We start from the raw sequence: 21,637 nt of genomic DNA, 5'->3' as shown, positions 1-21,637 counted from the left end.
TTGGCGAGTCGATGGTCGAATCTTTCATTAGTCGTGAATCTACACAATAATCAGCCATGGATTCACTCGACGACGTGGACCTCCGGCTGCTGGCGTTGCTCCAGCAAGACGCCTCCCGCACCAACCAGGACCTGGCCGCCGCGGCGCATGTGTCGCCCGCCACCTGCCTGCGCCGCGTCAAGCGGCTGGTGGACGAGGGCTTCATCGAACGGCGCGTGGCGCTTCTTTCGCCCGACCGCCTGGGCGGCAGCCTCACGGCGGTGGTGGAAGTCACGCTCGACCGGCAGGGGGCCGAGCACCTGCAGGCCTTCCAGCAGCGCGCGGTGGCCGACGACGGCGTGCAGCAGTGCTACCGCGTCTCGGCCGGGCCGGATTTCGTGCTCATCGTGGTCGTGCGCGACATGGCCGCGTACCACGCGCTGGTGGAGCGGCTCTTCACGCAGGACGCCAACGTCCGCAACGTGAAGAGCTTCTTCGCGGTGGAGCGCGCGAAGTTCTCGACCGCGATCAGCTTTTGACGATCACCAGCCCCTTGAGGTATTCGCCCTCGGGGAAGTCGATGGTCGTCGGGTGGTCGCAGGCGCCGCCCAGGCGATCGAGCAGCACGCCGTTCACGCCCGCGTCGATGCCCGCGCCGGCCACGATCTTGTGGAACAGGTCGGCGGTGACGCCGCCCGAGCACGAGAACGTGAACAGCAGGCCGCCCGGCTCCAGCAGTTCCAGCGCCAGGCGGTTGATGTCCTTGTAGGCGCGGGCGGCGCGCTCGGCGGCCGCCGCCGTGGGCGCGAACTTGGGCGGGTCGAGCACGATGGCGTCGAAGCGCACGCCGGCCTGCCGCTGCTCGCGCAGGTATTTGTTGACGTCGGCATCGAGGAACTCGCAGCGCCGTTCGTCCAGCCCGTTCAGGCGCACGTTGGCGGCCGCGCGCTCCAGCGCAGGCAGCGACGAATCGACGCTGACGACATGCTGGGCACCGCCCTTCAGCGCGGCGACGGTGAAGCCGCCGGTGTAGCAGTAGCAGTTCAGCACGCGCTTCACGCCGAAGTGGCCCACCAGCTCGGCGAAGCGGCGGCGGTTGTCGCGCTGGTCGAGGTAGAAGCCCGTCTTGTGGCCATGCGCCACGTCGAGCGCCAGGCGCCAGTCGTGCTCGTGGATGACGACCTCGCTGGCGCTGTCGTCGTCGCCTTCGGCGCGGTGCAGCCAGCCGGCGGCCTTCTCCAGCCCTTCGAGCTCGCGCACGCTGGCGTCCGAGCGTTCATACAGGCGCTTGGCGCCGGTCACCTTCAGCAGCAGTTCCGACAGCACCGGCTTCCAGCGCTCGGCGCCGGTGGCGAGGAACTGCGCGCTCAGCGTGTCGCCGTAGCGGTCGACCACCAGGCCCGGCAGGCCGTCGGCCTCGCCATGCACCAGGCGCACGCCGTCGCTGGCGATGGGCAGGCGCTCGCGCAGTGCCACGGCGGTGCGCAGCCGGCGCTCGAAGAAGTCGCGGTCGATGCGCTCGGAAGCGCTGAAGCTCCAGGCGCGCACGCGGATGGTGGAGTGGGGGCTGTAGGCGCCCCAGGCCAGGAACTGGCCGTCGCTCGATTCGACGCGCACCGTCTCGCCCGGATCGGCCTTGCCGCTGAGCACGCTGCCGGCAAACACCCAGGGATGGCGCCGCAGCAGCGAGCGCTCGCGGCCTTCGCGCAGCTTGATGGTTTTCATGCGCCATTCTCGCCGGCCGACGCCGGGCGGCGCCCGCGCCTCAGCCGCGCGGCGGTGCCGGCGCGGGCCCGGCCTGCTGGCTGCTCAAGGGCACGGTGGCCGCCGGCGCGGGCGCCGCCAGCGGGGCGGCCGCAGGGGCCGAGGGGGCTTCGACGGCGCGGTAGACGCCGGCCAGCGCCACGCCGAGCACCAGCGTGCCGAGCGCGGCCACGGCGCATGCGATGGGGTCGTTCTTCTTCATGAGGAGGTCCTGCACTTCAGGCGCACAGTGTCTGCAGGCCGCCCGGCCGCCGCCATCGCCCAAAAGAGCCACCGGGGCGTCAGCCCGCGTGCGGCAAGGGCTGCATTAACCACCGCGCTTGCGCGCGCGTGGGTGGGCCGCGTCGTAGACCTTGGCCAGATGCTGGAAATCGAGGCGCGTGTAGACCTGCGTGGTCGCGATGCTGGCGTGGCCCAGCAGCTCCTGCACGGCCCTCAGGTCGCCGCTGGACTGCAGCAGGTGCGACGCGAAGCTGTGCCTCAGCATGTGTGGATGCACGTGCACCGGCAGCCCCGCCTTCAGCGCCGCCGCCTTGAGGCTGCTGCGCACCTGCGCGGCGCCGAGGCGCGCGCCGCGGCGGCCGACGAGCAGGGCCGGCTCATCCGGCGCGGCCATGCCGCCGCGCACTGCCAGCCAGGCTTCCAGCGCCTGCAGTGCCGCCCGCCCCACTGGCACGCTGCGCCGCTTGCCGCCCTTGCCCAGCACGTGGGCGGTGGCCTCCTCGGGCGGATGCCGGTCGATCCATCCGGCGGCCGTGCCGCTGGCCGCCACGTCGAGCGCCACCAGTTCGCCCACCCGCAGGCCGCAGCCGTAGAGCAGCTCGACGATGCAGTGGTCGCGCGCCTGGATCAGCGGATCGACGTTCGCCGGACGGTGCTCGGCCAAGGCCACCGCATGGTCGACCGACAAGGCCTTGGGCAGCGGCCGGCCGGCCTTGGGAGCGCGCACGCCGACGACGGGGTTGTGCTGCAGGCGGCCGTTGTCGATCCACCAGCGGTAGAGGCCGCGCCAGGCGGCGAGCACGATCGCGATGCTGCGCGGCGCCAGCCCCTGCCCGTGCAGTTGCGCCGCCCATCGGCGCACGTGGTGCACCTGCACCGCGGCCAGGTCCACCGGCAGGGCCTGCGCCGCGTGCACCAGGCGCTGCAGCGCCTCGGTGTAGAGCACGAGCGTGCGGGCGGCGAGCCGGCGCTCCACCGCCAGGTGCGCCAGCCACGCCTGCAGCTCGTCCGGCAGGGGCGCGGGGGGCTCGGCAGCGCCGGTCATGGCGGGGCCGCCGGGGCGCCTCAGCGGGCAGCCGGCAGCAGGCGCGTGAACGCCGCGCCCGCCAGTTCGCCGATGCGCAGCAGGAACTCCGTGCCCATGTCCGCGCTGTAGCGGGTGGGATCGGGCGAGCCCAGCACCACCAGGCCGAAGGCGGTGTCGCCGCGGCGCAGCGGGACGAGCGCGATCGACATCACCGTGCTCGGGTCGTCCAGCCAGCGCACCGGCTCGAAGCCCGAGTTCACGCCGCAGTACGGCAGCGTCAGGCTGTTGGCGAAGCTGCGGGCGTCGTCGCTGACGCCCTGCGCGAACGGCTGGCCGGCATAGGCGGCATCGACGCCCCAGACCCGCACGCCGGCCTGCGGGATCAGGAACTGGTGCTTGAGCTCCGCCACCAGCACGGCCGGCAGATCGGCCGGATCGGCCGTGTCCATCAACGCGCGTGTCCAGCGGTGCAGGCGGTCCGAGATGGCCACGTTGTCCTGCCCGTTGCGGATCATCTCGACGATCTTGTGCTCGAGGCCCTTGATGCGGTCGCGCAGCATTTCCATCTGCCGCTCCTGCAGCGAGACGGCGCGCTGCCCGTGCGGGCTGGTGAGCTGGATGGCCGCCAGCAGCTCCGCGTTGCGCTCGAAGAAGCCGGGGGTGTTGGCCAGGTAGTTGGCGATGTCGGTCTCGGTGATGCCCGACGTGCCCAAGGTGTTGCTCACAGTTCGATTTCTCCTTCGAAGACGGTTTCCGCGGGGCCGGTCATCAGCACGGGGTGGCCTTCGCCCGCCCACTCGATGGTCAGCTCGCCGCCGCGCGCCTCGACGTCGACGCGCGCGTCGAGCCAGCCGAGGCGGATGCCGGCCACCACCGCGGCGCAGGCGCCGGTGCCGCAGGCCAGCGTCTCGCCGGCACCGCGCTCGTAGACGCGCAGGCGGATGCGGCTGCGCGACAGCACCTGCATGTAGCCCGCGTTCACCTGGCGCGGGAACCGCGGATGCTGCTCGATCAACGGCCCCTGGGTCGGCACGGGCGCGGTGTCGACGTCGTCGACGCGCTGCACCGCGTGCGGGTTGCCCATCGAGACCACCGCCAGCTCGACGGTGGCGCCATCCACCGGCACCGGCCACAGCACGCCGCCGCCGACCGTGCGCGGCGCCAGGCCCATGGCGTCGAACGGCACCTGCGCCGCCTCGAATTCGGGCGGGCCCATGTCCACCGTGACGCGGCCGTCGTCCTGCAGCCGCAGCTCGAGCAGCCGGTTCAGCGTCTCGACGCGCACGCTGCGGCGGTCGGTCAACCCGTGCTCGTGCACGTAGCGCACGAAGCACCGCGCGCCGTTGCCGCAGTGCTCGACCTCGTCGCCCGTGTTGTTGAAGATGCGGTAGCGGAAGTCCACGTCGGGCCGGCCGCCGGGCTCGACGACCAGGATCTGGTCGGCCCCCACGCCGAAGCGCCGGTCGCCCAGGCGCCGCGTCTGTTCGGGCGTGAGCGCCAGCGGCATGCGCGTCGCGTCGAGCACGACGAAGTCGTTGCCGGCGCCCTGCATCTTGGTGAACTTCAATCGCATCGCCGCATTATCCGGGGATGCCGCTGCCAGGGTCGCTCAGTAGAGCTTGGGCTCGCCTGGCGGACGCGTCTTGAAGCGCTTGTGCACCCAGAGGTACTGCGCAGGGTTGCGGCGCACCTCCGCCTCGATCCAGCGGTTCATCCGCGTGATGTCGGCCACCGGGTCGTCGGTCGGGAAGTCGGTCCACGGCGGCAGGAAACGCACCCGGTAGCCCTGGCCGCCGGGCAGCATCTCCGCGACGACCGGCTGCACCACCATGTCGAGCGCGCGGGCCATCTTGGAGGGCGCCAGCAGCGTCGCCGCGGGCACGCCGAAGAAGGGCACGAAGGCCGCCTCCCGGTGCCCGAAGTCCATGTCGGGCAGGTTGAAGAACATGAAACCGCGCTGGCGGATCGCACGGATCAGCGGGAGCACACCCTCCTTGCGCGAGAAGATGTCGCCCTGCCCGAACCGCACCCGGCCGCGGCGCATCGCGGCGTCGAAGACCGGGTTGCTCTGCGCCTGGTAGATCGAGCCGACCATGCGCTGCTGGAACAGCTGCGTGGCGGAGCCGGCCACGTCGAGCGCCATGAAGTGCGGCACCAGCCACATCACCGGGCGTTCGCTGCGCTCGGCCAGCCGCACGTCGCCTTCGACGTGGATCAGCCGGCGCAGCCGCTCCGGCCGGGCATACCAGAGCAGGCCGCGCTCCAGCAGGCTGCGGCCCAGCCACTGGAAATGCTCGCGCACCATGGCGTGGCGCTCGGCCTCGGCCATCGCCGGAAAGCACAGCGCCACGTTGCGGCGCGCGATACGCCGGCGTGGGCCGGCCAGGCGGTGCAGCAGGCGGCCGAGCTGGCGGCCGGCGAAGGCCTGCACGCCCAGCGGCAGCAGGTGCACGAGCCACAACAGGCCCAGGAGGGCGCGCGCAGGAAGGTGCCGCATCCGTGCGTCCCGCCTAGGCACCCGCGGCCAGCGGCAGCGTGTCCCGCGGTCGGCGGTAGCGGTTGTAGCCCCAGAGGTACTGCTCGGGGCACTGCAGGATCAGGCGCTCCATCTCTGCGTTGACGAAGGCGGCGCAGGCGGCCATCAACGCCTCGTCGCTGGCCGCCTCGCGGGGCAGGGCCGCGGCGGGTTCGCTGACATGCAGCACCCAGCCCCGGGCGCCCGGCAGGCGCTCCGCCCACATCAGCAGCAGCGAGGCGCCGGTCTGCAGCAGCAGGCGGGTGGCCAGCGTCATCGTGTACGCGGGCTGGCCGAAAAACGGCGCCCACACGCCCATGCCCTCGGGCGGCACCTGGTCGGGCAGCAGGCCGATGGTCTCGCCCCTGCGCAGCGCGCGGATCATCTGCCGCACGCCCGCCAGCGACGCCGGCGCGGTGGCCAGGCCGGGCCGGTCGCGTGCGGTCTTCTCCAGCTCGCGCAGCCACGGCTGGCGCGCGGGGCGGTAGAGCGCGGTCATCGGCCGGCGCGCGCCGAAGCGCTCGGCGTAGGCCTGCGCGCAGACCTCGAAGCTGCCCATGTGCGGCGTCAGCAGCACCAGGCCCTTGCCGGCCTGCAGGGCCTGGTCGATCAGCGCATCCCCCTCCCACCGGCACCAGCGCTCGATCGGCCGGGCGGCCGGCCCGAGCCACAGCCAGGGCAGCTCGGCCGCCAGCCGGCCGGCCTGGGCCACCGCCGCGCGCTGCTGCGCGCGGGTGAGGCCGGCCAGCGCGGCATGGCGCCGGCACAGCCTGCGGTACGAGGACGAGCCGGCATACGCCGCCCAGCCCAGCGCGGCGCCCCATGCGTGCAACAGGCCCAGAGGAAGCCTTGATATCCAACGAAGCAGAGCGAGCATGGTTCCTATAATTCGCCCATCGCCGAGTTACTGAACAACTTGCGGGGCGATGCGTCAGGGCCGATGGGGCCGGGGCGCCGGGTCGATGGCCGTCAACAGGCCAGAGGCTCCACAAATGCTGCTAAAGCGTTCGCCGCTCTCCAGAGTTACTGGCCGGCAACGCACCGGAACCAACCCAACCCTCGGAGTTTAAGCAAGTGGCGAACGACTTCCTCTTCACCTCGGAATCGGTTTCCGAAGGCCATCCCGACAAGGTCGCGGACCAGATTTCCGACGCGATCCTCGACGCGATCTTCCAGCAGGACCCGCGCAGCCGCGTGGCGGCCGAAACGCTGACCAACACCGGCCTCGTCGTGCTGGCCGGCGAGATCACCACCAACGCGCACGTCGACTACATCCAGGTCGCGCGCGACACGATCAAGCGCATCGGCTACGACAACACCGAGTACGGCATCGACTACAAGGGTTGCGCCGTGATGGTCTGCTACGACAAGCAGTCCAACGACATCGCCCAGGGCGTGGACCACGCGAGCGACGACCACCTGAACATCGGCGCCGGCGACCAGGGCCTGATGTTCGGCTACGCCTGCGACGAGACGCCCGAGCTGATGCCCGCGCCGATCTACTACGCGCACCGGCTGGTGGAGCGCCAGGCCCAGCTGCGCAAGGACGGCCGCCTGCCCTTCCTGCGCCCCGATGCGAAGAGCCAGGTGACGATGCGCTACGTCGACGGCAAGCCGCACTCGATCGACACCGTGGTGCTCTCCACCCAGCACAGCCCCGACCAGAGCGAGACCGCGACGAAGATGAAGGCCTCGTTCACCGAGGCGATCATCGAGGAGATCATCAAGCCGGTGCTCCCGAAGGAGTGGCTGAAGGAAACCAAGTACCTGATCAACCCGACCGGCCGCTTCGTCATCGGCGGCCCGCAGGGCGACTGCGGCCTGACCGGCCGCAAGATCATCGTCGACACCTACGGCGGCGCCTGCCCGCACGGCGGCGGTGCGTTCTCGGGCAAGGATCCGTCCAAGGTCGACCGCTCGGCCGCTTACGCCGCGCGCTACGTGGCCAAGAACATCGTGGCCGCCGGCCTGGCGCGCCAGTGCCAGATCCAGGTGGCGTACGCCATCGGCGTGGCCCGCCCGATGAACATCACGGTCTACACCGAAGGCACTGGCGTGATCCCCGACGACAAGCTGTCGGCGCTGGTGGCCGAGCACTTCGACCTGCGCCCGAAGGGCATCATCCAGATGCTCGACCTGCTGCGTCCGATCTACGAAAAAACCGCCGCCTACGGCCACTTCGGCCGCGAAGAGCCCGAGTTCAGCTGGGAGAAGACCGATAAGGCCGCGGCCTTGCGCGCAGCCGCCGGGCTCTGACCCACGCGCGGCCCGGCCCTAGGCGGCCGGCGCGTAGAACATGACGCCGTCCGACACCCAGCCGCCGGCCGGCGTGTCGACGGTGGTGTAGCGCACCACCGGCAGCCCGTCGGCATCCGCGGTGCGGTGCTGGTACACGGCCACGCTGCCCGGCCGGTGGACGTTGAAGGCATGGAAGGCCACGCCCACCCGCTCCCAGCCGGTGACGGCGCCCGGATCCGCCGCGGTGGACAGGGCATACCGGTGGCCCAGCACGCCGGCCGCCACCGAGCGGTAGCGGTACACCGGCACCGAGCCCGGTACGGGTGCGGCGAACGCGCGGTAGCCCGCGCCGTCCAGCACCATGCCCTGCGGCGCGTCGGTGCCGATCGTGTCGAACCCGTTCCACGGCTGGCCTGGCGCCGCCGCATGCCACTGGCGGACCTCGGCCGTCTCGGTCCACCGCGCCGAGAGCCTGCGGATGACGTTGCGCGTGATCGTGCTCACCACGGTGGGCGCCTGCCCTTGCAGTTCCGGGTTGAGCCCGAACACCCAGTCGGTCGAGCCGGCCGTGAAGACCGTGCCGGCACCGCGGCTGAACACAGCGATGGCGGCATGGCCCGAGCGTTCGCCCGGCAGGCCGACGGCCCGGGCGCGTTCGTCCCAGTCGCTGCAGTCGGCCTGGGCCAGGATGCGCAAGGTGGCAGGCGAGCCGTCGCTGCCGGTCGGGTAGGGGCGGCCATCGGTGCCGGTCACGAAGTCGGCCGCGTCGGTCTCGTAGCCCACGTACGCACCCCCGAAACCCGCCCCCGACACGAGGCCCGTGCCGGCGAAGGCCCAGTGGTCCGGGTCCATCACCACGAACGGCGGCGCCGGCCGCGGCATCGCGGTGACCCAGGAAGCCCCCTTCAGGAAGCTCAGGCCGATGGTGCTGTTCTCCGGATCCGGTGGCTGCAGGTCGAACCAGTTCGTGGTCTTCGTCTGCGCCGTGCCGCCCGGATCGCCGGCGCGGCTCTTGTAGCAGACCATCCGGCGATCGGCACCGCCGACGTCGTCGAACCGCACCTGCCACCAGCAGGTGTTGCCGCTGAAGATGGCGGCGTTGCCGCCGGCCGCGACGAAGGCGTCGAGCCGCCGGCGCATCGCACGCGACCAGTACTCGTCGTGGCCCGCGGTCGTGAAGAGCTGGTAGCCCTTGAGCAGCTGCGGCTCGCGGTGCAGGTCCAGGCTGGTGCAGTAGTCGGCGGCGATGCGGTTGCGCTCCAGCCAGCGCACGAAGGACGGCTGCCAGGCGTCGAAGGCGTAGTTCCACGGGTTGTCGAACGGGCGGTTGAACGACACGAAGGTGCTGGGCTCGCCGTCCGTCGAGTTGTAGTCGTACAGGCTCTTGCCGCCGTAGCTGTTGTAGGCCTGTGCCGTCGTGACGGGGATCTGCACCAGCAGCGCCACGCCCTCCGTGCGGACCGCAGGCCGCACCACGAAGGGCACGGTGCAGGCCGCGTCGCCCGCGCCGATGGTGGCCCAGTACAGGCCCGTCGGCCAGTCGGCCGGCACCCGCAGGCGGTAGTCCACGCCCCAGCCGGCGCAGCCGTCTGCAAAGGCACGGGCCGGCACCTCCTTTTCGAAGATGCGGATCGTCGTGCTCAGCATCAGGCGGTCGGGAGCACCCATGCGGCCGATGGTCAACGGCACCGGCGTGCCCACCGTCGTGGAGCCGCCGCGGTGCCGCACGTAGAAATCCAGGCTGCCGCCGGCCTTCACGGACGTACGGCCCGCAAACGCCTCGACCCCCGGCGCACCCGCCGCCGCCATCGCCCCGGCGGCCTGGCTGCCCCACGCCGGGCCCGCCAGCGCGGCGGCGGATTGGACGAAGCGCCGGCGCGTCAACAAGGCGGCATGGCGTGGAGAGGGCAGGCGGCGTCGTGGCATGGGCGTCTCATCTGATTGAAACGTGTGATTTGATAGGCACCTAACGCGGCTGCCAGGCCACAAAGTGTGACGTCGTGCTCGCAGAAGCCGTTCAAGTGCCACCCCAGGGCGCCGAACGCGGCCGGATGCACCGGGCTTTTGTGGCACGAGCCTCTGGCAAACGCTACAGCGGCCGGGCTGCGCGCCGATATGTTTTGCCAGCTCTGGCACTTTGCCGTCGGCTCACCATCGTGGACGCAACCCGCTCATCCCCCCTGACCATCCTCGTCGTGGACGACCAGGCCGGCGCCCGGCTGGCGTTGGCCGGCAACCTCGATCTGCTGGGGCACCGCGTGCTGGAAGCGGACAGCGCGGACTGGGCACTGGAGCAGTTCCGGCGCCACAAGCCGGACATGGTGCTGCTCGACGTGATGATGCCGGGCCACGACGGCTACTGGGCCGCGCGCCGCATGCGCGAGGCGGAAGCCGGCAACTGGACGCCGATCATCTTCCTGTCGGCGCGCGACGGCGAGCAGGACCTGAGCCGCGGCATCGCGTGCGGCGGCGACGACTACCTCGTCAAGCCGGTCTCGCCGGTGGTGCTGGAGGCCAAGCTCCGCGCCATGCAGCGCCTGCGCGACATGCAGCGCCAGCTCGTCAACGTCTCGGCCGAGCTGCGCGCCGCCAACGAGCACCTGCAGACGCTGAGTGAACGGGACGAGCTGACGGGCCTCGCGAACCGCCGGGGCTTCGACCGGATGCTGCATGCCGAGATCGCCGCCACGCGCCGCGAGCGCCAGCCGCTGACGCTGGTGCTGTGCGACATCGACGCCTTCAAGGCCTACAACGATTCGCTCGGCCACGTCGACGGCGACCACTGCCTGCGCCGCCTCGGCGCGCTGCTCGCCGAATCCTGCCACCGCTCGCGCGACCAGGCAGCACGCTACGGCGGCGAGGAGTTCGCACTGATCCTGCCGAACACGCCCAAGTCCGGCGCCATGACCTTCGCCCGGGCGATCCGGCGCATGGTGAGCGCGCTCGCGCTGCCGCACCCCTGCTCGCCGGTGGCGCCGCACGTCACCTTCAGCGGCGGCATCACCACCTGCGTACCCGATGCCGACACCACCCCCGAGGGCCTGATCGTGCGGGCCGACCAGGCCCTGTACGCCGCCAAGCGCCAGGGGCGCGACCGGTTCTTCAGCTTCGAGATGCAGCTCGACACGGTGGAACAGCTGGAGCACTGAACTGGGGCGCGGCAGCCTCCTACAGCAGCCGCCGTCGAGCGCCGATGGCGTGCGGGGGCGCTGCGGGCTTCAATGGTGATGGGGCGCCTCGCCGTCCCTCGCCGAACTGCCGCTCTTTTCTCCATCCCCACCACCATGACCGCCAACAAGACCCGCACGGCCTCGCCGCGCACCACGCCCCGCAATGCCCCGCGAGCCAGCGGCCGCCCGCCCGTGCGCAGCGCCAAGCGGGCGCCGGGCACCGCCGCCCCGGCCCGCGCCGCGTCGACGCCGCGCCACTTCCGCATCGATTGCACGCTGGGGTATGAACTGCCCCAGCCCACCAGCTTCCTGTTCCAGGTGCACGCGCAGCACGGCCGCGACCAGCAGGTGCTGGCCGAGTCGCTGGAGCTGACGCCCGGCATCCCCAGCCACGTGTTTCCCGATCCGCTGGAGCACCACCGCTTCCTGCGGCTGCAGGCGCCGGCGGGCCAGTTCACGCTGCGGTACCAGGCCACCGTGCAGCTGATGCCGCGGCATTGGGACACCCAGGCGGCCGAGGTGCCGGTGCACGAGCTGCCGGACGAGGTGCTGCACCACCTGATGGCCACGCGCTATTGCGAGTCCGACCTGCTGTGCAATGCCGCGCACAAGATCTTCGGCCAGCATCCACCGGGCTACCAGCGGGTGCAGGCCATCGTCGACTGGGTGCACGACAACATCGACTACCGGCTCGGCTCGTCCAATGCCACCACCACCGCCTGCGACGTGTTCCGCAACCGCGCCGGGGTGTGCCGCGACTTCGCGCACCTGGCGGTCACGTTCTGCCGCGCCCTCAACATCCCGGCGCGGCTGGTGGTCGGCTATGCCCGCTTCGACGACCCGCCGCCGGACTTCCACGCGGTGTTCGAGGCCTACCTCGGCGGCGAGTGGATGATGTTCGACCCCACCCGGATGTCGCCGGTGGAGGACATGGTGCGCATCGCCGCGGGCCGGGATGCCAAGGACCTCGCGTTCTCGACCATCTTCGGCCAGGCCAACATGCTGACGATGGCGCCGCTGATCGAGCAGGTCGACTGACGCCGGCGGCCGGTGGTGGCCGCCGTCAGCTGAACAGACGTTCCATCGCGACGTCGATCACCATGCCGCACAGGCTGTAGATCAGCGAGCCCACGAGCGCCGCGACGAAGCCGGTGACGTAGAAGCCCTGCAGCACGCCGGCCGCGGCCCAGAACATCAGCGCGTTGATGACGAACAGGAACAGCCCCACGGTGAGCACCGTGACCGGCAGCGTCAGCAGCACCAGCACCGGCCTCACGATGGTGTTGAGCAGCCCCAGCACCAGCGCCGCGATCATGGCCGCGCCGAAGCTCTTCAGCTCGACCCCGGGGTAAAGATAGGCCACCAGCAGCAGCGCCGCGGCGAGCAGCATCCATCGGACGATGAGTTTCAGCATGGCCGAAAGGATAGCCGCTCACTCGAGCTTGTAGCCCACGCCGTAGACGGAGTGGATCAGTTCCTGCGCCGGCAGCACGTCGGCGATCTTGCGGCGCAGCTTCTTCACATGGCTGTCGACGGTCCGGTCGGCGACGATGCGCTCGTCGCGGTACATCGCGTCCATCAGCTGGTCGCGCGAGTAGATGCGCCCCGGCTGCGCGGCGAGCACACGCAGCAGCTGGAACTCCACCGCCGTCAGCCCCAGGTCGCGGCCGCCGATCGTGGCGCACCAGCCCGCCTCGTCCAGCGCCAGGCCGCCCGGCAGCGGCGGGCGTTCACCGGGCCCGGCCGCCTGGTTCAGGCGCCCGCGGCGCAGCACGGCCTTCACGCGCGCCACCACCTCGCGCGGGCTGAACGGCTTGCAGATGTAGTCGTCCGCGCCCAGCTCCAGGCCGAGCAGGCGGTCGATCTCCTCGACGCGCGCCGTCACCATCACGATGGCCGCGCCGGAGAACAGGCGCAGCGCCTTGCAGACGTCCAGGCCGCTCTTGCCCGGGAGCATCACGTCGAGCAGCACCAGGTCGGCGCCATGGTGGCGCATCCAGCCCTCGACCTCGTCGCCCCGCGCGAGGCGGTGCGTCTCGTAGCCGCTGCTGGCGAGGTAGTCGCGCAGCACGTCGGCGATCTTGTCCTCGTCCTCGACGATCAGGATGCGCTCAGGCATGGGGGTTCCTCGTACGTGCCAGCGGCAGCCACAGGTCCCAGCGCAGGCCGCCGAGCGCGCTGGCGCCGGGGCTCAGGCGCCCGCCGTGGGCCTCGACGATCGCCTTCACGATCGCCAGGCCCAGCCCCGAGCCCCCGCTGGCACGGGCACGCGACGCGTCGACGCGGAAGAGCCGGTCGGTCAGGCGGGGCAGGTCGTCCTCGGGCACGCCGGGCGGGCTGTCCTGCCAGACCACGTGCGCGTGGCCGTCCTCGGCGTGCAGGCGCACGTCGAGCGTGGCCGGCGCCTCGGTATAGCGCAGCGTGTTCTGCAGCAGGTTGGCGAAGACCTGCGCCAGCCGGTCGCCATCGGCCAGCACCTGCAGGCCGGGCGGCAGCGCCAGCCGCAGCTGCAGGCCGTGCGCCTGCACGGCAGCGCGGCCCGCGCCGAAGCCCTCTTCGATCAGTTCGCCCAGGTCCAGCGGCTCGCTGCGGTAGCTGAGCGCCCCCATGTCGGACAGCGACAGCACCCGCAGGTCTTCCACCAAGCGGGCGAGCCGCGTGACCTCCTGCGCGAGCGAGCCCAGGCTCGACAGCGTCAGCGGGCGCACGCCGTCCTGCAGCGCCTCGATCTCGGCGCGCAGCGTGGCCAGCGGCGTGCGCAGCTCGTGCGCGATGTCGGCGATCCATTGCTGGCGCGCCCGTTGCGCGGCCTCCAGCGTCTGGGCGAGCCGGTTGAAGTGGACACCCAGCTGAGCCAGTTCGTCATGGCCGTCGATGCGCAGGCGGGTCGTGTACTCGCCGCGCATCAGCGCGGCGGTCCCGGCGCCGAGCACCCCCAGCCGCCGCGACAGCCAGTGCGCTATCAACGCCGCCGTGACGACCACGGCCACCAGCAGCCCGACGGCGATCGCCAGGAACCGGCGGTTCTGCTGCGCCGAGAAGAGCCGCTCCAGCGACGCCACCATCTGCAGCCGCGGCACGTAGCCGAGGTAGCCCACGGTCCGCCCCCGGTCGACGATGGGCTTGCGCACCGCCTCCCCGTGGCGATCGGCCGGGCCGATCAGCACCGTGCCGTCGGCATCGAACAGCAGCAGCCGCGGATCGATGGTGAAGGGCGGCAGTGCGGGCCGGGCGCCGGAGGCCGCGGGCTGCGCAGGGGGCGGGGCGGGCTCGGCGCCTTCGCGGCCGGCGGCCGGCGGTGCATCGCCCTCGCGGCGGCCGCGGGTCATGCCCAACTCCTCGCGCAGCAGGTCGGTCCAGCGCTGGCGGTCCTTGGCGACCCAGTCCCAGCCGCCCTGCGCCTGGTGGCCTTCGGCCAGGCGGACGATCAGCGGGGTCAGGCGGGCCTCGTCCGCACGATTGAGGTACTCGACCAGCCCCTGGTCGAAGCTCCAGCCGTAGATCAGGTAGGCCGCCATCACCAGCACGACGTTCGCGCCGGCGATGGCCACGAACAGCTTGACGCGCAGCGTGTCCAGCCGCTGCCGCCATGACGGCGCGGCGGCGCGTGCGGAGTGATCGACGGCGGCATCCATGGCCGCAGCCTAACGGCGAATCTCACAAGCTTTGTGCAAGCCGGCGACGAATCCCTCCGCATTGCTTCCTCAGTCGGGCCGCATGCTGCGCCGCATCGACCACGCATCGTGCCGCCCGACATGCCCGACATGAGAGCCCCTCCCCGCCGCCGCGTCCTGCGGCGCACCCTGCCCGCCGTGGCCCTCGCGGCGCTGCTCGCTGGCGGGGGCGGCTTCGCCTGGAGCACGTGGGGCGGGGGCAAGCCCGCGCCCGACACGCACGTCTACGCCACCGTGCAGCGCGGCGACATCGAGGACCTGGTGGGCGCCACCGGCTCGCTGCAGCCGCGCGACTACGTGGACCTGGGTGCGCAGGTCTCGGGGCAACTGAAGAAGATCCACGTCGAGGTCGGCAGCGAGGTGAAGGAAGGCAACCTGCTGGCCGAGATCGATGCCGAGCAGTCGGCCGCGCGGGTCGATGCCAACCGTGCCGCGCTGCGGGCGCAGCAGGCCACGCTGGTGCAGCGCCAGACCGAACTGGCCAAGGCCGAGCGCGACCTGCAACGCCAGCAGAACCTGATGGCGGCGGAGGCCACGACCACCGAGGCCCTGCAGAACGCCGAGACCGAGGTGCGCACCGCGCGCGCGCAGATCGACGCGCTGAAGGCGCAGATCGAACAGGCGCAGGCCAGCATGCGTGTCGAGGAAGCCAACCTCAAGTACACGCGCATCTACGCGCCGATGGCGGGCACGGTGGTGAGCGTGACGGCGCGCCAGGGGCAGACGCTGAACACGAACCAGTCGGCCCCGACGATCCTGCGCATCGCCGACCTGTCGACGATGACCGTGCAAACGCAGGTCTCCGAGGCCGACGTGGGCAAGCTGCGCCAGGGCATGCCGGCCTACTTCACGACGCTGGGCAGCCAGGGCCGGCGCTGGCACGGCGCGCTGCGCAGGATCGAGCCGACGCCCACCGTCACCAACAACGTCGTGCTCTACAACGCGCTGTTCGACGTGCCCAACCCCACCAAGCGCCTGATGCCGCAGATGACCGCGCAGGTCTTCTTCGTCGTGGCCGAGGCGCGCGGCGTGCTGGTGGTGCCGGTGTCCGCGCTGGCGGCGCAGCGGGCCGCGGGCCAGCCGCGCACCACCGTCAAGGTGGTGTCCGGCGAGGGCCGCATCGAGGAGCGCGAGGTGACGGTGGGCACCACCAACCGCGTGCAGGCCGAGATCCTCTCGGGCCTGGAGGAGAACGACCGGGTGGTGGCCGGAGTGAAGGCGCCTGCCGCCGCCACCCGCTCCGCACCGGCCGGCGCCTCGCGCCAGGGCGGCGGTGGCATGGGTGGGGGCTTCGGCCCGCCGCCGGGAGGCCCGCGATGAGCACCGCCGCGGCCGCCGCGCCGCTGATCGAGCTGCGCGGCATCACCAAGACCTACCGCAACGGCGAGCTGACGGTGGAGGTGCTGCACGGCATCGACCTGACGATCCATGCGGGCGAACTGGTCGCGATCATGGGCGCGTCGGGCTCGGGCAAGAGCACGCTGATGAACATCCTCGGCTGCCTCGACCGCCCGACCCGCGGCAGCTACCGCTTCATGGGCCGCGACGTGTCGGCGCTCGGCCGCGACGAGCTGGCCGAGCTGCGGCGCGAGGCCTTCGGCTTCGTCTTCCAGAGCTACCACCTGATCGCCACCGGTACCGCGGCCGACAACGTGGAGGTGCCGGCCGTCTACGCGGGCGTGCCGGCCGCCGAGCGCCATGCACGCGCGCAGGCGCTGCTCGACCGGCTGGGCCTCGAAGCGCGTGGGCACCACCGCCCCCACCAGCTGTCGGGCGGCCAGCAGCAGCGTGTGTCGATCGCCCGCGCGCTGATGAACGGCGGCCGCGTGATCCTCGCCGATGAACCCACCGGCGCGCTCGACAGCAAGAGCGGCGCCGACGTGATGCAGCTGCTGAAGGACCTGTCCGCGCAGGGCCACACGGTGATCCTGATCACCCACGCGCGCGAGGTGGCCGAGCATGCGCAGCGCGTGATCGAGATCCGCGACGGCGCCATCCTGGCCGATCCCGGCCCATCGCAGGTCGCCGATCCGGCCCAGGCCCTGGCGCTGCAGCCGCGCCGCGGCCGCGTCTCGCACGCCGCCGACCTCGCGCAGGCCGCACGCACGGCGCTGCGCGCGCTGCGTGCCAACCTGTTCCGCACCGTCCTCACGCTGCTGGGCATCGTGATCGGCGTGGCCTCGGTGATCGCGATGCTGGCCATCGGCGACGGCGCCAAGCAGGCGGTGATCGACCGCATCAGCGCGATGGGCTCCAACCTGCTGCTGGTGCGGCCGGGCGCGCCCAACCAGCGCGGCTTCCAGAACACGGCCACGCTGGTGCCCTCGGACGTCGACGCGATCGACCGCGGCGTGCCCAACGTGCTCGCCGCCATCCCGGAGCAGAGCAGCACGGCCACGCTGCGCCACGGTAGCGCCGACGTCTCGACGAGCGTGACCGGCACCTCGTCGAAATTCCCGGTCGCACGGCAGTGGCCGGTTGCGCACGGCACCTTCTTCAGCGACGAGGACGAGAAGAACTACGCCACCGTGGCGGTGCTCGGCGAGACCGTGGCCCAGGCGCTGTTCCCCGACGGCCAGGAACCGCTGGGCCGCTACGTGCTCGTCAACAACCTGCTGTTCCAGGTGATCGGCGTGATGTCGCCGCGCGGCGCCTCTCCCACCGGACAGGACCAGGACGACGCGGTGCTGGTGCCCTATGCGACGAGCCAGCTCCGGCTCTCGGGCCAGCGCTACCTGCGCAACGTAACCATCGCGGTGAGCGACGTGGCGCGCATCGACGAGACGCAGCGCGCCGTCGAGGCGCTGCTGGCCGAACGGCACTGCACGGTCGACTTCCAGATCCGCAACATGGCCTCCATCATCGACACCGCGACCGAGACGCAGAACACCATGACGCTGCTGCTGGGCTCGATCGCGGCCATCTCGCTGCTGGTGGGTGGCATCGGCGTGATGAACATCATGCTGGTCAGCGTGACCGAGCGCACCCGCGAGATCGGCATCCGCATGGCGACCGGCGCCCGCACGCGCCACATCCTGCAGCAGTTCCTGATCGAGGCGCTGGCGGTCTCCGCGCTCGGCGGCGCGATCGGTGTGGCGCTGGGCCTGGGCACCGCCGCGGTGATCGCGGCGCTGGGCACGCCGGTGCAGTACGCGATGGGCCCGGTGCTGCTGGCCTTCGGCTGCGCCTTCGCCACCGGGCTGGTGTTCGGCTGGCTGCCCGCGAACAAGGCCGCCCGGCTCGATCCGGTGGTGGCGCTGGCTTCGGAATGACGATGAACACACTCCCACGAAAGCACTCCGCCTGCACGGCGCTGGCCGCGGCCGCGCTGCTGTCCGGCTGCGCGGTGATGGAGCCGCGCACACAACCCGCGCTGGCCCTGCCCGAACGCTTTGCCGAACCGGTGGCGGCGGCCGCTGCCGACGTCTCGCCGCAATGGTGGCTGGGGTTCGGGTCGGCACAGCTCACCCGGTTGATCGCCGAGGCCGAGCAGGGCAGCAGCGACCTGCGCATCGCGGCCGAGCGCGTGCGGCAGGCCGAGGCGGCGCTGCGCGTGGCGGGCAGTTCGCTGCTGCCGTCGGCGAGCGCGGGCGCGGGCCAGTCGGCCAGCCGCAGCGACCCCGGCACGGGCGACGCCACCACCCGCCGAGGCAGCAGCGCATCGCTGTCGGTGAGCTACGAGATCGACCTCTGGGGCCGCCTGGCGGCCAACGCCGAAGCCTCGCGCCTGTCGCTCGCGGCGACGCGCTTCGATCTCGACGGCGTGCGTCTCTCGCTGTCCACCGGCGTCGCGAGCACCTATTTCCAGGTATTGGCGGCGCAGGCGCGCCTGTCGCTGGCGCAGGACAACCTGGCCACCGCCGAGCGTGTGCTGGGTGTCGTGCAGGCACGCCAGCGCAACGGCGTGGCCACGGCACTGGAGGTGGCGCAGCAGCGCACCACGGTGCAGGCGCAGCGCACGGCGCTGGTACCGCTGGAACTGGCCGTGCGGCAGAACACCTCGGCGCTGGCGCTGTTGCTCGGCCGGGTGCCGCAGGGCTTCGCGTTGCAGCCCGAATCGTTCGGGCAGCTCACGGTGCCGGCGGTCGCGCCCGGCCTGCCTTCCTCGCTGCTGGTGCGGCGGCCCGACCTGGCCGCGGCCGAGGCCGACCTGCACGCCGCCGATGCCGACGTAGCCGCCGCACGGGCGGCGCTGCTGCCGAGCATCGCGCTGTCCGCCTCCGGCGGCGTGAGCAGCGCGGCGCTGCTGAGCCTGGCGAACCCGTCGGGCACCCTGGCGATCGGCTTGTCGCTGGCGCAGAGCCTCTTCGACGGCGGCCGGCTGCGCGCGCAGGTCGACAGCGTGCAGTCGCAGCGGCGCATCCTCGTCGAGACTTACGGCGCCGCCGTGCGCACTGCCCTGAAGGAGGTGGACGACGGCCTGGGCAACGCGGACCGCGGCCTGCGGCAGGAGGCCTCGCAGCAGGCGACGGTCGATTACGCGCAGCGTGCGCTGCAGCTCGCGGAACTGCGCTACCGCGAGGGCAGCGGCGACCTGCTCGCCGTGCTCGATGCCCAGCGCACGCTGTTCTCGGCGCAGGATGCGCTGGCCCAACTGCGTCTGGCGCGGCTGACGGCGGCGCTGGACCTGTTCAAGGCGCTGGGCGGCGGCTGGCGCGCCGCCGCCGCCTGAACCGCGGCCGGTTCAGCAGCAGCCGATGCGACCCTTGCCGCCATAGCGGGCGGCCTGCCGGTCGGCGAAGAAGGCCTCGTAGCTCATCACCGGCTGGTCGGGATGGGCGGCCCGGGCATGGGCGACGTAGGCCTCGTAGTCGGGCACCCCCACCATCAGGCGCATCGTCTGCCCCAGGTAGCGGCCGGCCTTGCCGGCATCAGCCGCCAGGCCCTGGAGCAGCGCGCTGAAACGCACGGCAGCCATGGCGCTCAGCGCCCGGCCTGCGCCGCGGCCATCGCCACGTAGGGCGTTTCGTGCGCGGTGGGCCGGTGCTGCCGCCGCGCGGCCAGCACGGCGCGCGCGCCGTAGAAGGTGATGCTCACCACCACGAACATGAACAGGCCGCACAACGCCGCGTTGAGCTGGTCGTTGAAGACGATGCGGCCCATCTCCTCGGCCGTCCGGGCCGGCGCCAGCAGCGTGCCTTGCGCCAGGGCGTCCTTGTACTTCGCGGCGTGGGCGAGGAAGCCGACCTTGGCGTCGTCAGAGAACACCTTCAGCCAGCCGGCCGTCATCGTGCAGACCAGCAGCCACACGGCCGGCGCCGCCGTCACCCAGGCGTAGCGGCCTCGCTTCATCTTGTAGAGCACCACGGTACCCAGCACCAGCGCCACGGCCGCGAGCATCTGGTTGGCGATGCCGAACAGCGGCCACAGCGTGTTGATGCCACCCAGCGGATCGACCACGCCCTGGTAGAGGAAGTAGCCCCAGGTGGCCACGCACAGCGCGGTGGCGATGAGGTTGGCGGGCAGCGAATCCGTGCGCTTGAGGGCGGGCACGAAGCTGCCCAGCAGGTCCTGCAGCATGAAGCGGCCCGAGCGGGTGCCGGCGTCCACCGCGGTCAGGATGAAGAGCGCCTCGAACAGGATGGCGAAGTGGTACCAGAAGGCCATCATGGCCTGGCCGCCGATGACCTGGTGCAGGATGTGGGCCATGCCCACCGCCAGCGTCGGTGCGCCGCCGGCACGCGACAGGATGGTGTTCTCGCCCACGTCCTTCGCGGTCTGGACCAGCACGTCGGGCGTGATCACGAAGCCCCAGGTCGACAGCGTCTGCGCCACCGCCTCCGGCGTGGTGCCGATCACCGCGGCCGGGCTGTTCATCGCGAAGTAGATGCCGGGATCGATGACCGAGGCGGCCACCAGCGCCATGATGGCCACGAACGATTCGGCCAGCATGCCGCCGTAGCCGATGAAGCGCGCGTGGGTCTCGTTCTCCAGCATCTTGGGCGTGGTGCCCGACGAGATCAGCGCATGGAAGCCCGACACGGCGCCGCAGGCGATGGTGATGAAGAGGAACGGGAACAGGTTGCCCGACCACACCGGGCCGTTGCCGGCCGCGAACTGGGTGAGCGCGGGCATCTCCATGTTCGGCGCGACGATCACGATGCCGATGGCCAGCGCGATGATGGTGCCGATCTTCAGGAAGGTGGAGAGGTAGTCGCGCGGCGCGAGCAGCAGCCACACCGGGATGGAGGCGGCGACGAAGCCGTAGCCGATCAGCATCCAGGTGAGCGCCTTGCCTTCGAAGTCGAACAGCGGCGCGAGCGCGGGGCTGTCGTGCACCCACTGGCCGGTGACGATGGCCAGCATCAGCAGCACGAAGCCGATCAGCGAGACCTCGCCGATGCGCCCCGGCCGGATGAAGCGGCTGTAGATGCCCATGAAGAGCGCGATGGGGATGGTGAGGCCGACGGTCCAGGTGCCCCACGGCGAGTGCGCGAGCGCCTTCACCACGATCAGCGCCAGCACGGCCAGGATGATGATCATGATCATGTAGGCGCCGAAGAGCGCGATCATCCCGGGCACGAAGCCCATCTCCTGCTTGATCAGGTCGCCCAGCGAGCGGCCGTCGCGGCGCGTCGAGATGAACAGGACCATGAAGTCCTGCACCGCGCCGGCGAACACCACGCCGGCCAGGATCCACAGCACGCCGGGCAGGTAGCCCATCTGCGCCGCGAGCACCGGCCCCACCAGCGGCCCCGCGCCGGCGATGGCGGCGAAGTGGTGGCCGTACAGCACGTTCTTGTTGGTGGGCACGTAGTCGAGCCCGTCGTTGTGGCGCCAGGCGGGCGTCTGCCGCGTGGCGTCGAGGCCCATCACCTTGTTGGCGATGAAGAGGCTGTAGTAGCGGTAGGCAATCAGGTAGACGCAGACCGCGGCGATCACGATCCACAGTGCGCTGATGGTCTCGCCGCGGCCGAGCGCGACGACGCCCAGCGAGAACGCGCCCGCCAGGGCGACGACGAGCCAGAGCAGGTGCTGGCGTAGCAGTTTCATGGGGATGTCTCCGGGGGGTGCAGCGCCGAAATTCTCGGCAGCGCACCCCCCCGGC

Annotated in this window: 20 protein-coding genes; 7 read left to right on the top strand and 13 right to left on the bottom strand. The window is 71.5% G+C overall.

The window, feature by feature from the left end; genetic code table 11:
* Positions 1-56: 56 nt before the first annotated feature.
* Entirely contained in the window at positions 57-518 is a 462-nt protein-coding gene (locus V4F39_RS25090; RefSeq protein ID WP_332292924.1) for an Lrp/AsnC family transcriptional regulator, read from the top strand.
* Here V4F39_RS25090 and V4F39_RS25085 read toward each other — a convergent pair.
* From V4F39_RS25085 to V4F39_RS25055, 7 genes are all read right to left on the bottom strand, one after another.
* Complete coding sequence (locus V4F39_RS25085; protein WP_332292922.1) at positions 508-1,704, bottom strand: class I SAM-dependent rRNA methyltransferase; 1,197 nt, start codon at positions 1,702-1,704, stop codon at positions 508-510. The genes V4F39_RS25090 and V4F39_RS25085 overlap by 11 nt on opposite strands.
* A 40-nt stretch (positions 1,705-1,744) precedes the next feature.
* Positions 1,745-1,945, bottom strand: a complete 201-nt coding sequence (locus V4F39_RS25080) for a hypothetical protein (RefSeq protein WP_332292920.1) — start codon at positions 1,943-1,945, stop codon at positions 1,745-1,747.
* A gap of 105 nt (positions 1,946-2,050) precedes the next feature.
* Positions 2,051-3,010, bottom strand: a complete 960-nt coding sequence (locus V4F39_RS25075; protein ID WP_332292918.1) for a tyrosine recombinase XerC — start codon at positions 3,008-3,010, stop codon at positions 2,051-2,053.
* A 20-nt stretch (positions 3,011-3,030) separates the two neighbouring features.
* Positions 3,031-3,705 (bottom strand): DUF484 family protein, encoded by a 675-nt coding sequence (locus V4F39_RS25070; RefSeq protein WP_332292953.1) that lies wholly within the window; start codon positions 3,703-3,705, stop codon positions 3,031-3,033.
* A gap of 8 nt (positions 3,706-3,713) precedes the next feature.
* Complete coding sequence (gene dapF, locus V4F39_RS25065; RefSeq protein ID WP_332292917.1) at positions 3,714-4,565, bottom strand: diaminopimelate epimerase; 852 nt, start codon at positions 4,563-4,565, stop codon at positions 3,714-3,716.
* A gap of 36 nt (positions 4,566-4,601) precedes the next feature.
* A complete protein-coding gene (locus tag V4F39_RS25060) occupies positions 4,602-5,489 on the bottom strand; it encodes a lysophospholipid acyltransferase family protein (protein WP_332292916.1) in 888 nt (295 codons plus the stop codon).
* Between the two features lie 13 nt (positions 5,490-5,502).
* Positions 5,503-6,384 (bottom strand): lysophospholipid acyltransferase family protein, encoded by an 882-nt coding sequence (locus V4F39_RS25055; protein WP_332292915.1) that lies wholly within the window; start codon positions 6,382-6,384, stop codon positions 5,503-5,505.
* Between the two features lie 197 nt (positions 6,385-6,581).
* Between V4F39_RS25055 and metK the strand changes: the two genes are divergently transcribed.
* The gene (metK, locus tag V4F39_RS25050; RefSeq protein WP_332292912.1) at positions 6,582-7,763 is read left to right on the top strand and encodes a methionine adenosyltransferase; all 1,182 of its coding nucleotides are present in this window, start codon (positions 6,582-6,584) and stop codon (positions 7,761-7,763) included.
* 18 nt (positions 7,764-7,781) lie between these two features.
* Here the strand turns inward: metK and V4F39_RS25045 are convergent, their stop codons facing one another.
* Positions 7,782-9,671, bottom strand: coding sequence for a N,N-dimethylformamidase beta subunit family domain-containing protein (locus tag V4F39_RS25045; RefSeq protein ID WP_332292910.1), 1,890 nt, complete (start codon positions 9,669-9,671; stop codon positions 7,782-7,784).
* Between the two features lie 230 nt (positions 9,672-9,901).
* On the opposite strand from V4F39_RS25045, the gene V4F39_RS25040 reads away from it, so the two are divergent.
* Together V4F39_RS25040 and V4F39_RS25035 are read left to right on the top strand one after the other, a co-directional pair.
* Positions 9,902-10,894, top strand: a complete 993-nt coding sequence (locus tag V4F39_RS25040; protein WP_332292908.1) for a GGDEF domain-containing response regulator — start codon at positions 9,902-9,904, stop codon at positions 10,892-10,894.
* Between the two features lie 135 nt (positions 10,895-11,029).
* Positions 11,030-11,953 (top strand): transglutaminase-like domain-containing protein, encoded by a 924-nt coding sequence (locus V4F39_RS25035; RefSeq protein WP_332292906.1) that lies wholly within the window; start codon positions 11,030-11,032, stop codon positions 11,951-11,953.
* 25 nt (positions 11,954-11,978) lie between these two features.
* On the opposite strand, the gene V4F39_RS25030 is transcribed toward V4F39_RS25035, so the two are convergent.
* From V4F39_RS25030 to V4F39_RS25020, 3 genes are read right to left on the bottom strand one after another with little or no spacing between them, the layout of a single operon-like run.
* A complete protein-coding gene (locus V4F39_RS25030; RefSeq protein ID WP_332292950.1) occupies positions 11,979-12,326 on the bottom strand; it encodes a phage holin family protein in 348 nt (115 codons plus the stop codon).
* Positions 12,327-12,347: 21 nt separating this feature from the next.
* Positions 12,348-13,034, bottom strand: a complete 687-nt coding sequence (locus V4F39_RS25025) for a response regulator (protein WP_332292903.1) — start codon at positions 13,032-13,034, stop codon at positions 12,348-12,350.
* On the bottom strand, positions 13,027-14,550 hold the full coding sequence (locus V4F39_RS25020; protein WP_332292901.1) for an ATP-binding protein: 1,524 nt from the start codon (positions 14,548-14,550) through the stop codon (positions 13,027-13,029). Before V4F39_RS25020 ends, V4F39_RS25025 begins: the two co-directional genes overlap by 8 nt.
* Before the next feature lie 129 nt (positions 14,551-14,679).
* Between V4F39_RS25020 and V4F39_RS25015 the strand changes: the two genes are divergently transcribed.
* From V4F39_RS25015 to V4F39_RS25005, 3 genes are read left to right on the top strand one after another with little or no spacing between them, the layout of a single operon-like run.
* Positions 14,680-15,909, top strand: a complete 1,230-nt coding sequence (locus tag V4F39_RS25015; protein ID WP_332292899.1) for an efflux RND transporter periplasmic adaptor subunit — start codon at positions 14,680-14,682, stop codon at positions 15,907-15,909.
* A complete protein-coding gene (locus V4F39_RS25010) occupies positions 15,906-17,861 on the top strand; it encodes a MacB family efflux pump subunit (RefSeq protein ID WP_332292897.1) in 1,956 nt (651 codons plus the stop codon). Before V4F39_RS25015 ends, V4F39_RS25010 begins: the two co-directional genes overlap by 4 nt.
* A 2-nt stretch (positions 17,862-17,863) precedes the next feature.
* Positions 17,864-19,261 carry an efflux transporter outer membrane subunit gene (locus tag V4F39_RS25005; protein WP_332292896.1) on the top strand — a complete coding sequence of 466 codons (1,398 nt, stop codon included), beginning with the start codon at positions 17,864-17,866 and terminating at the stop codon, positions 19,259-19,261.
* 12 nt (positions 19,262-19,273) lie between these two features.
* Here the strand turns inward: V4F39_RS25005 and V4F39_RS25000 are convergent, their stop codons facing one another.
* Both V4F39_RS25000 and V4F39_RS24995 read right to left on the bottom strand, forming a co-directional pair.
* Complete coding sequence (locus tag V4F39_RS25000; protein WP_332292894.1) at positions 19,274-19,507, bottom strand: YbdD/YjiX family protein; 234 nt, start codon at positions 19,505-19,507, stop codon at positions 19,274-19,276.
* A gap of 5 nt (positions 19,508-19,512) precedes the next feature.
* Positions 19,513-21,582: a carbon starvation CstA family protein gene (locus tag V4F39_RS24995; RefSeq protein ID WP_332292892.1), complete on the bottom strand. Its 2,070-nt coding sequence runs from the start codon at positions 21,580-21,582 to the stop codon at positions 19,513-19,515.
* Positions 21,583-21,637: the final 55 nt, after the last annotated feature.

It is taken from the genome of Aquincola agrisoli, assembly GCF_036621135.1.
Lineage (GTDB): Bacteria > Pseudomonadota > Gammaproteobacteria > Burkholderiales > Burkholderiaceae_C > Aquincola > Aquincola agrisoli.
Note: the sequence above shows the minus strand (reverse complement) of the source record. Positions and strands in the feature narration are given on the sequence as shown.

Excerpts from the sequence above, each read along its gene's own strand:
- V4F39_RS25025 (WP_332292903.1), bottom strand. The coding sequence starts at position 13,034 with ATGCCTGAGCGCATCCTGATCGTCGAGGACGAGGACAAGATCGCCGAC.
- V4F39_RS25000 (WP_332292894.1), bottom strand. The coding sequence starts at position 19,507 with ATGGCTGCCGTGCGTTTCAGCGCGCTGCTCCAGGGCCTGGCGGCTGAT.
- V4F39_RS25080 (WP_332292920.1), bottom strand. The coding sequence starts at position 1,945 with ATGAAGAAGAACGACCCCATCGCATGCGCCGTGGCCGCGCTCGGCACG.
- V4F39_RS25005 (WP_332292896.1), top strand. The coding sequence starts at position 17,864 with ATGAACACACTCCCACGAAAGCACTCCGCCTGCACGGCGCTGGCCGCG.
- V4F39_RS25020 (WP_332292901.1), bottom strand. The coding sequence starts at position 14,550 with ATGGATGCCGCCGTCGATCACTCCGCACGCGCCGCCGCGCCGTCATGG.
- V4F39_RS25010 (WP_332292897.1), top strand. The coding sequence starts at position 15,906 with ATGAGCACCGCCGCGGCCGCCGCGCCGCTGATCGAGCTGCGCGGCATC.
- V4F39_RS25060 (WP_332292916.1), bottom strand. The coding sequence starts at position 5,489 with ATGCGGCACCTTCCTGCGCGCGCCCTCCTGGGCCTGTTGTGGCTCGTG.
- V4F39_RS25075 (WP_332292918.1), bottom strand. The coding sequence starts at position 3,010 with ATGACCGGCGCTGCCGAGCCCCCCGCGCCCCTGCCGGACGAGCTGCAG.
- V4F39_RS25090 (WP_332292924.1), top strand. The coding sequence starts at position 57 with ATGGATTCACTCGACGACGTGGACCTCCGGCTGCTGGCGTTGCTCCAG.
- V4F39_RS25035 (WP_332292906.1), top strand. The coding sequence starts at position 11,030 with ATGACCGCCAACAAGACCCGCACGGCCTCGCCGCGCACCACGCCCCGC.
- V4F39_RS25055 (WP_332292915.1), bottom strand. The coding sequence starts at position 6,384 with ATGCTCGCTCTGCTTCGTTGGATATCAAGGCTTCCTCTGGGCCTGTTG.
- dapF (WP_332292917.1), bottom strand. The coding sequence starts at position 4,565 with ATGCGATTGAAGTTCACCAAGATGCAGGGCGCCGGCAACGACTTCGTC.
- V4F39_RS25085 (WP_332292922.1), bottom strand. The coding sequence starts at position 1,704 with ATGAAAACCATCAAGCTGCGCGAAGGCCGCGAGCGCTCGCTGCTGCGG.
- V4F39_RS25045 (WP_332292910.1), bottom strand. The coding sequence starts at position 9,671 with ATGCCACGACGCCGCCTGCCCTCTCCACGCCATGCCGCCTTGTTGACG.
- V4F39_RS25015 (WP_332292899.1), top strand. The coding sequence starts at position 14,680 with ATGAGAGCCCCTCCCCGCCGCCGCGTCCTGCGGCGCACCCTGCCCGCC.
- V4F39_RS24995 (WP_332292892.1), bottom strand. The coding sequence starts at position 21,582 with ATGAAACTGCTACGCCAGCACCTGCTCTGGCTCGTCGTCGCCCTGGCG.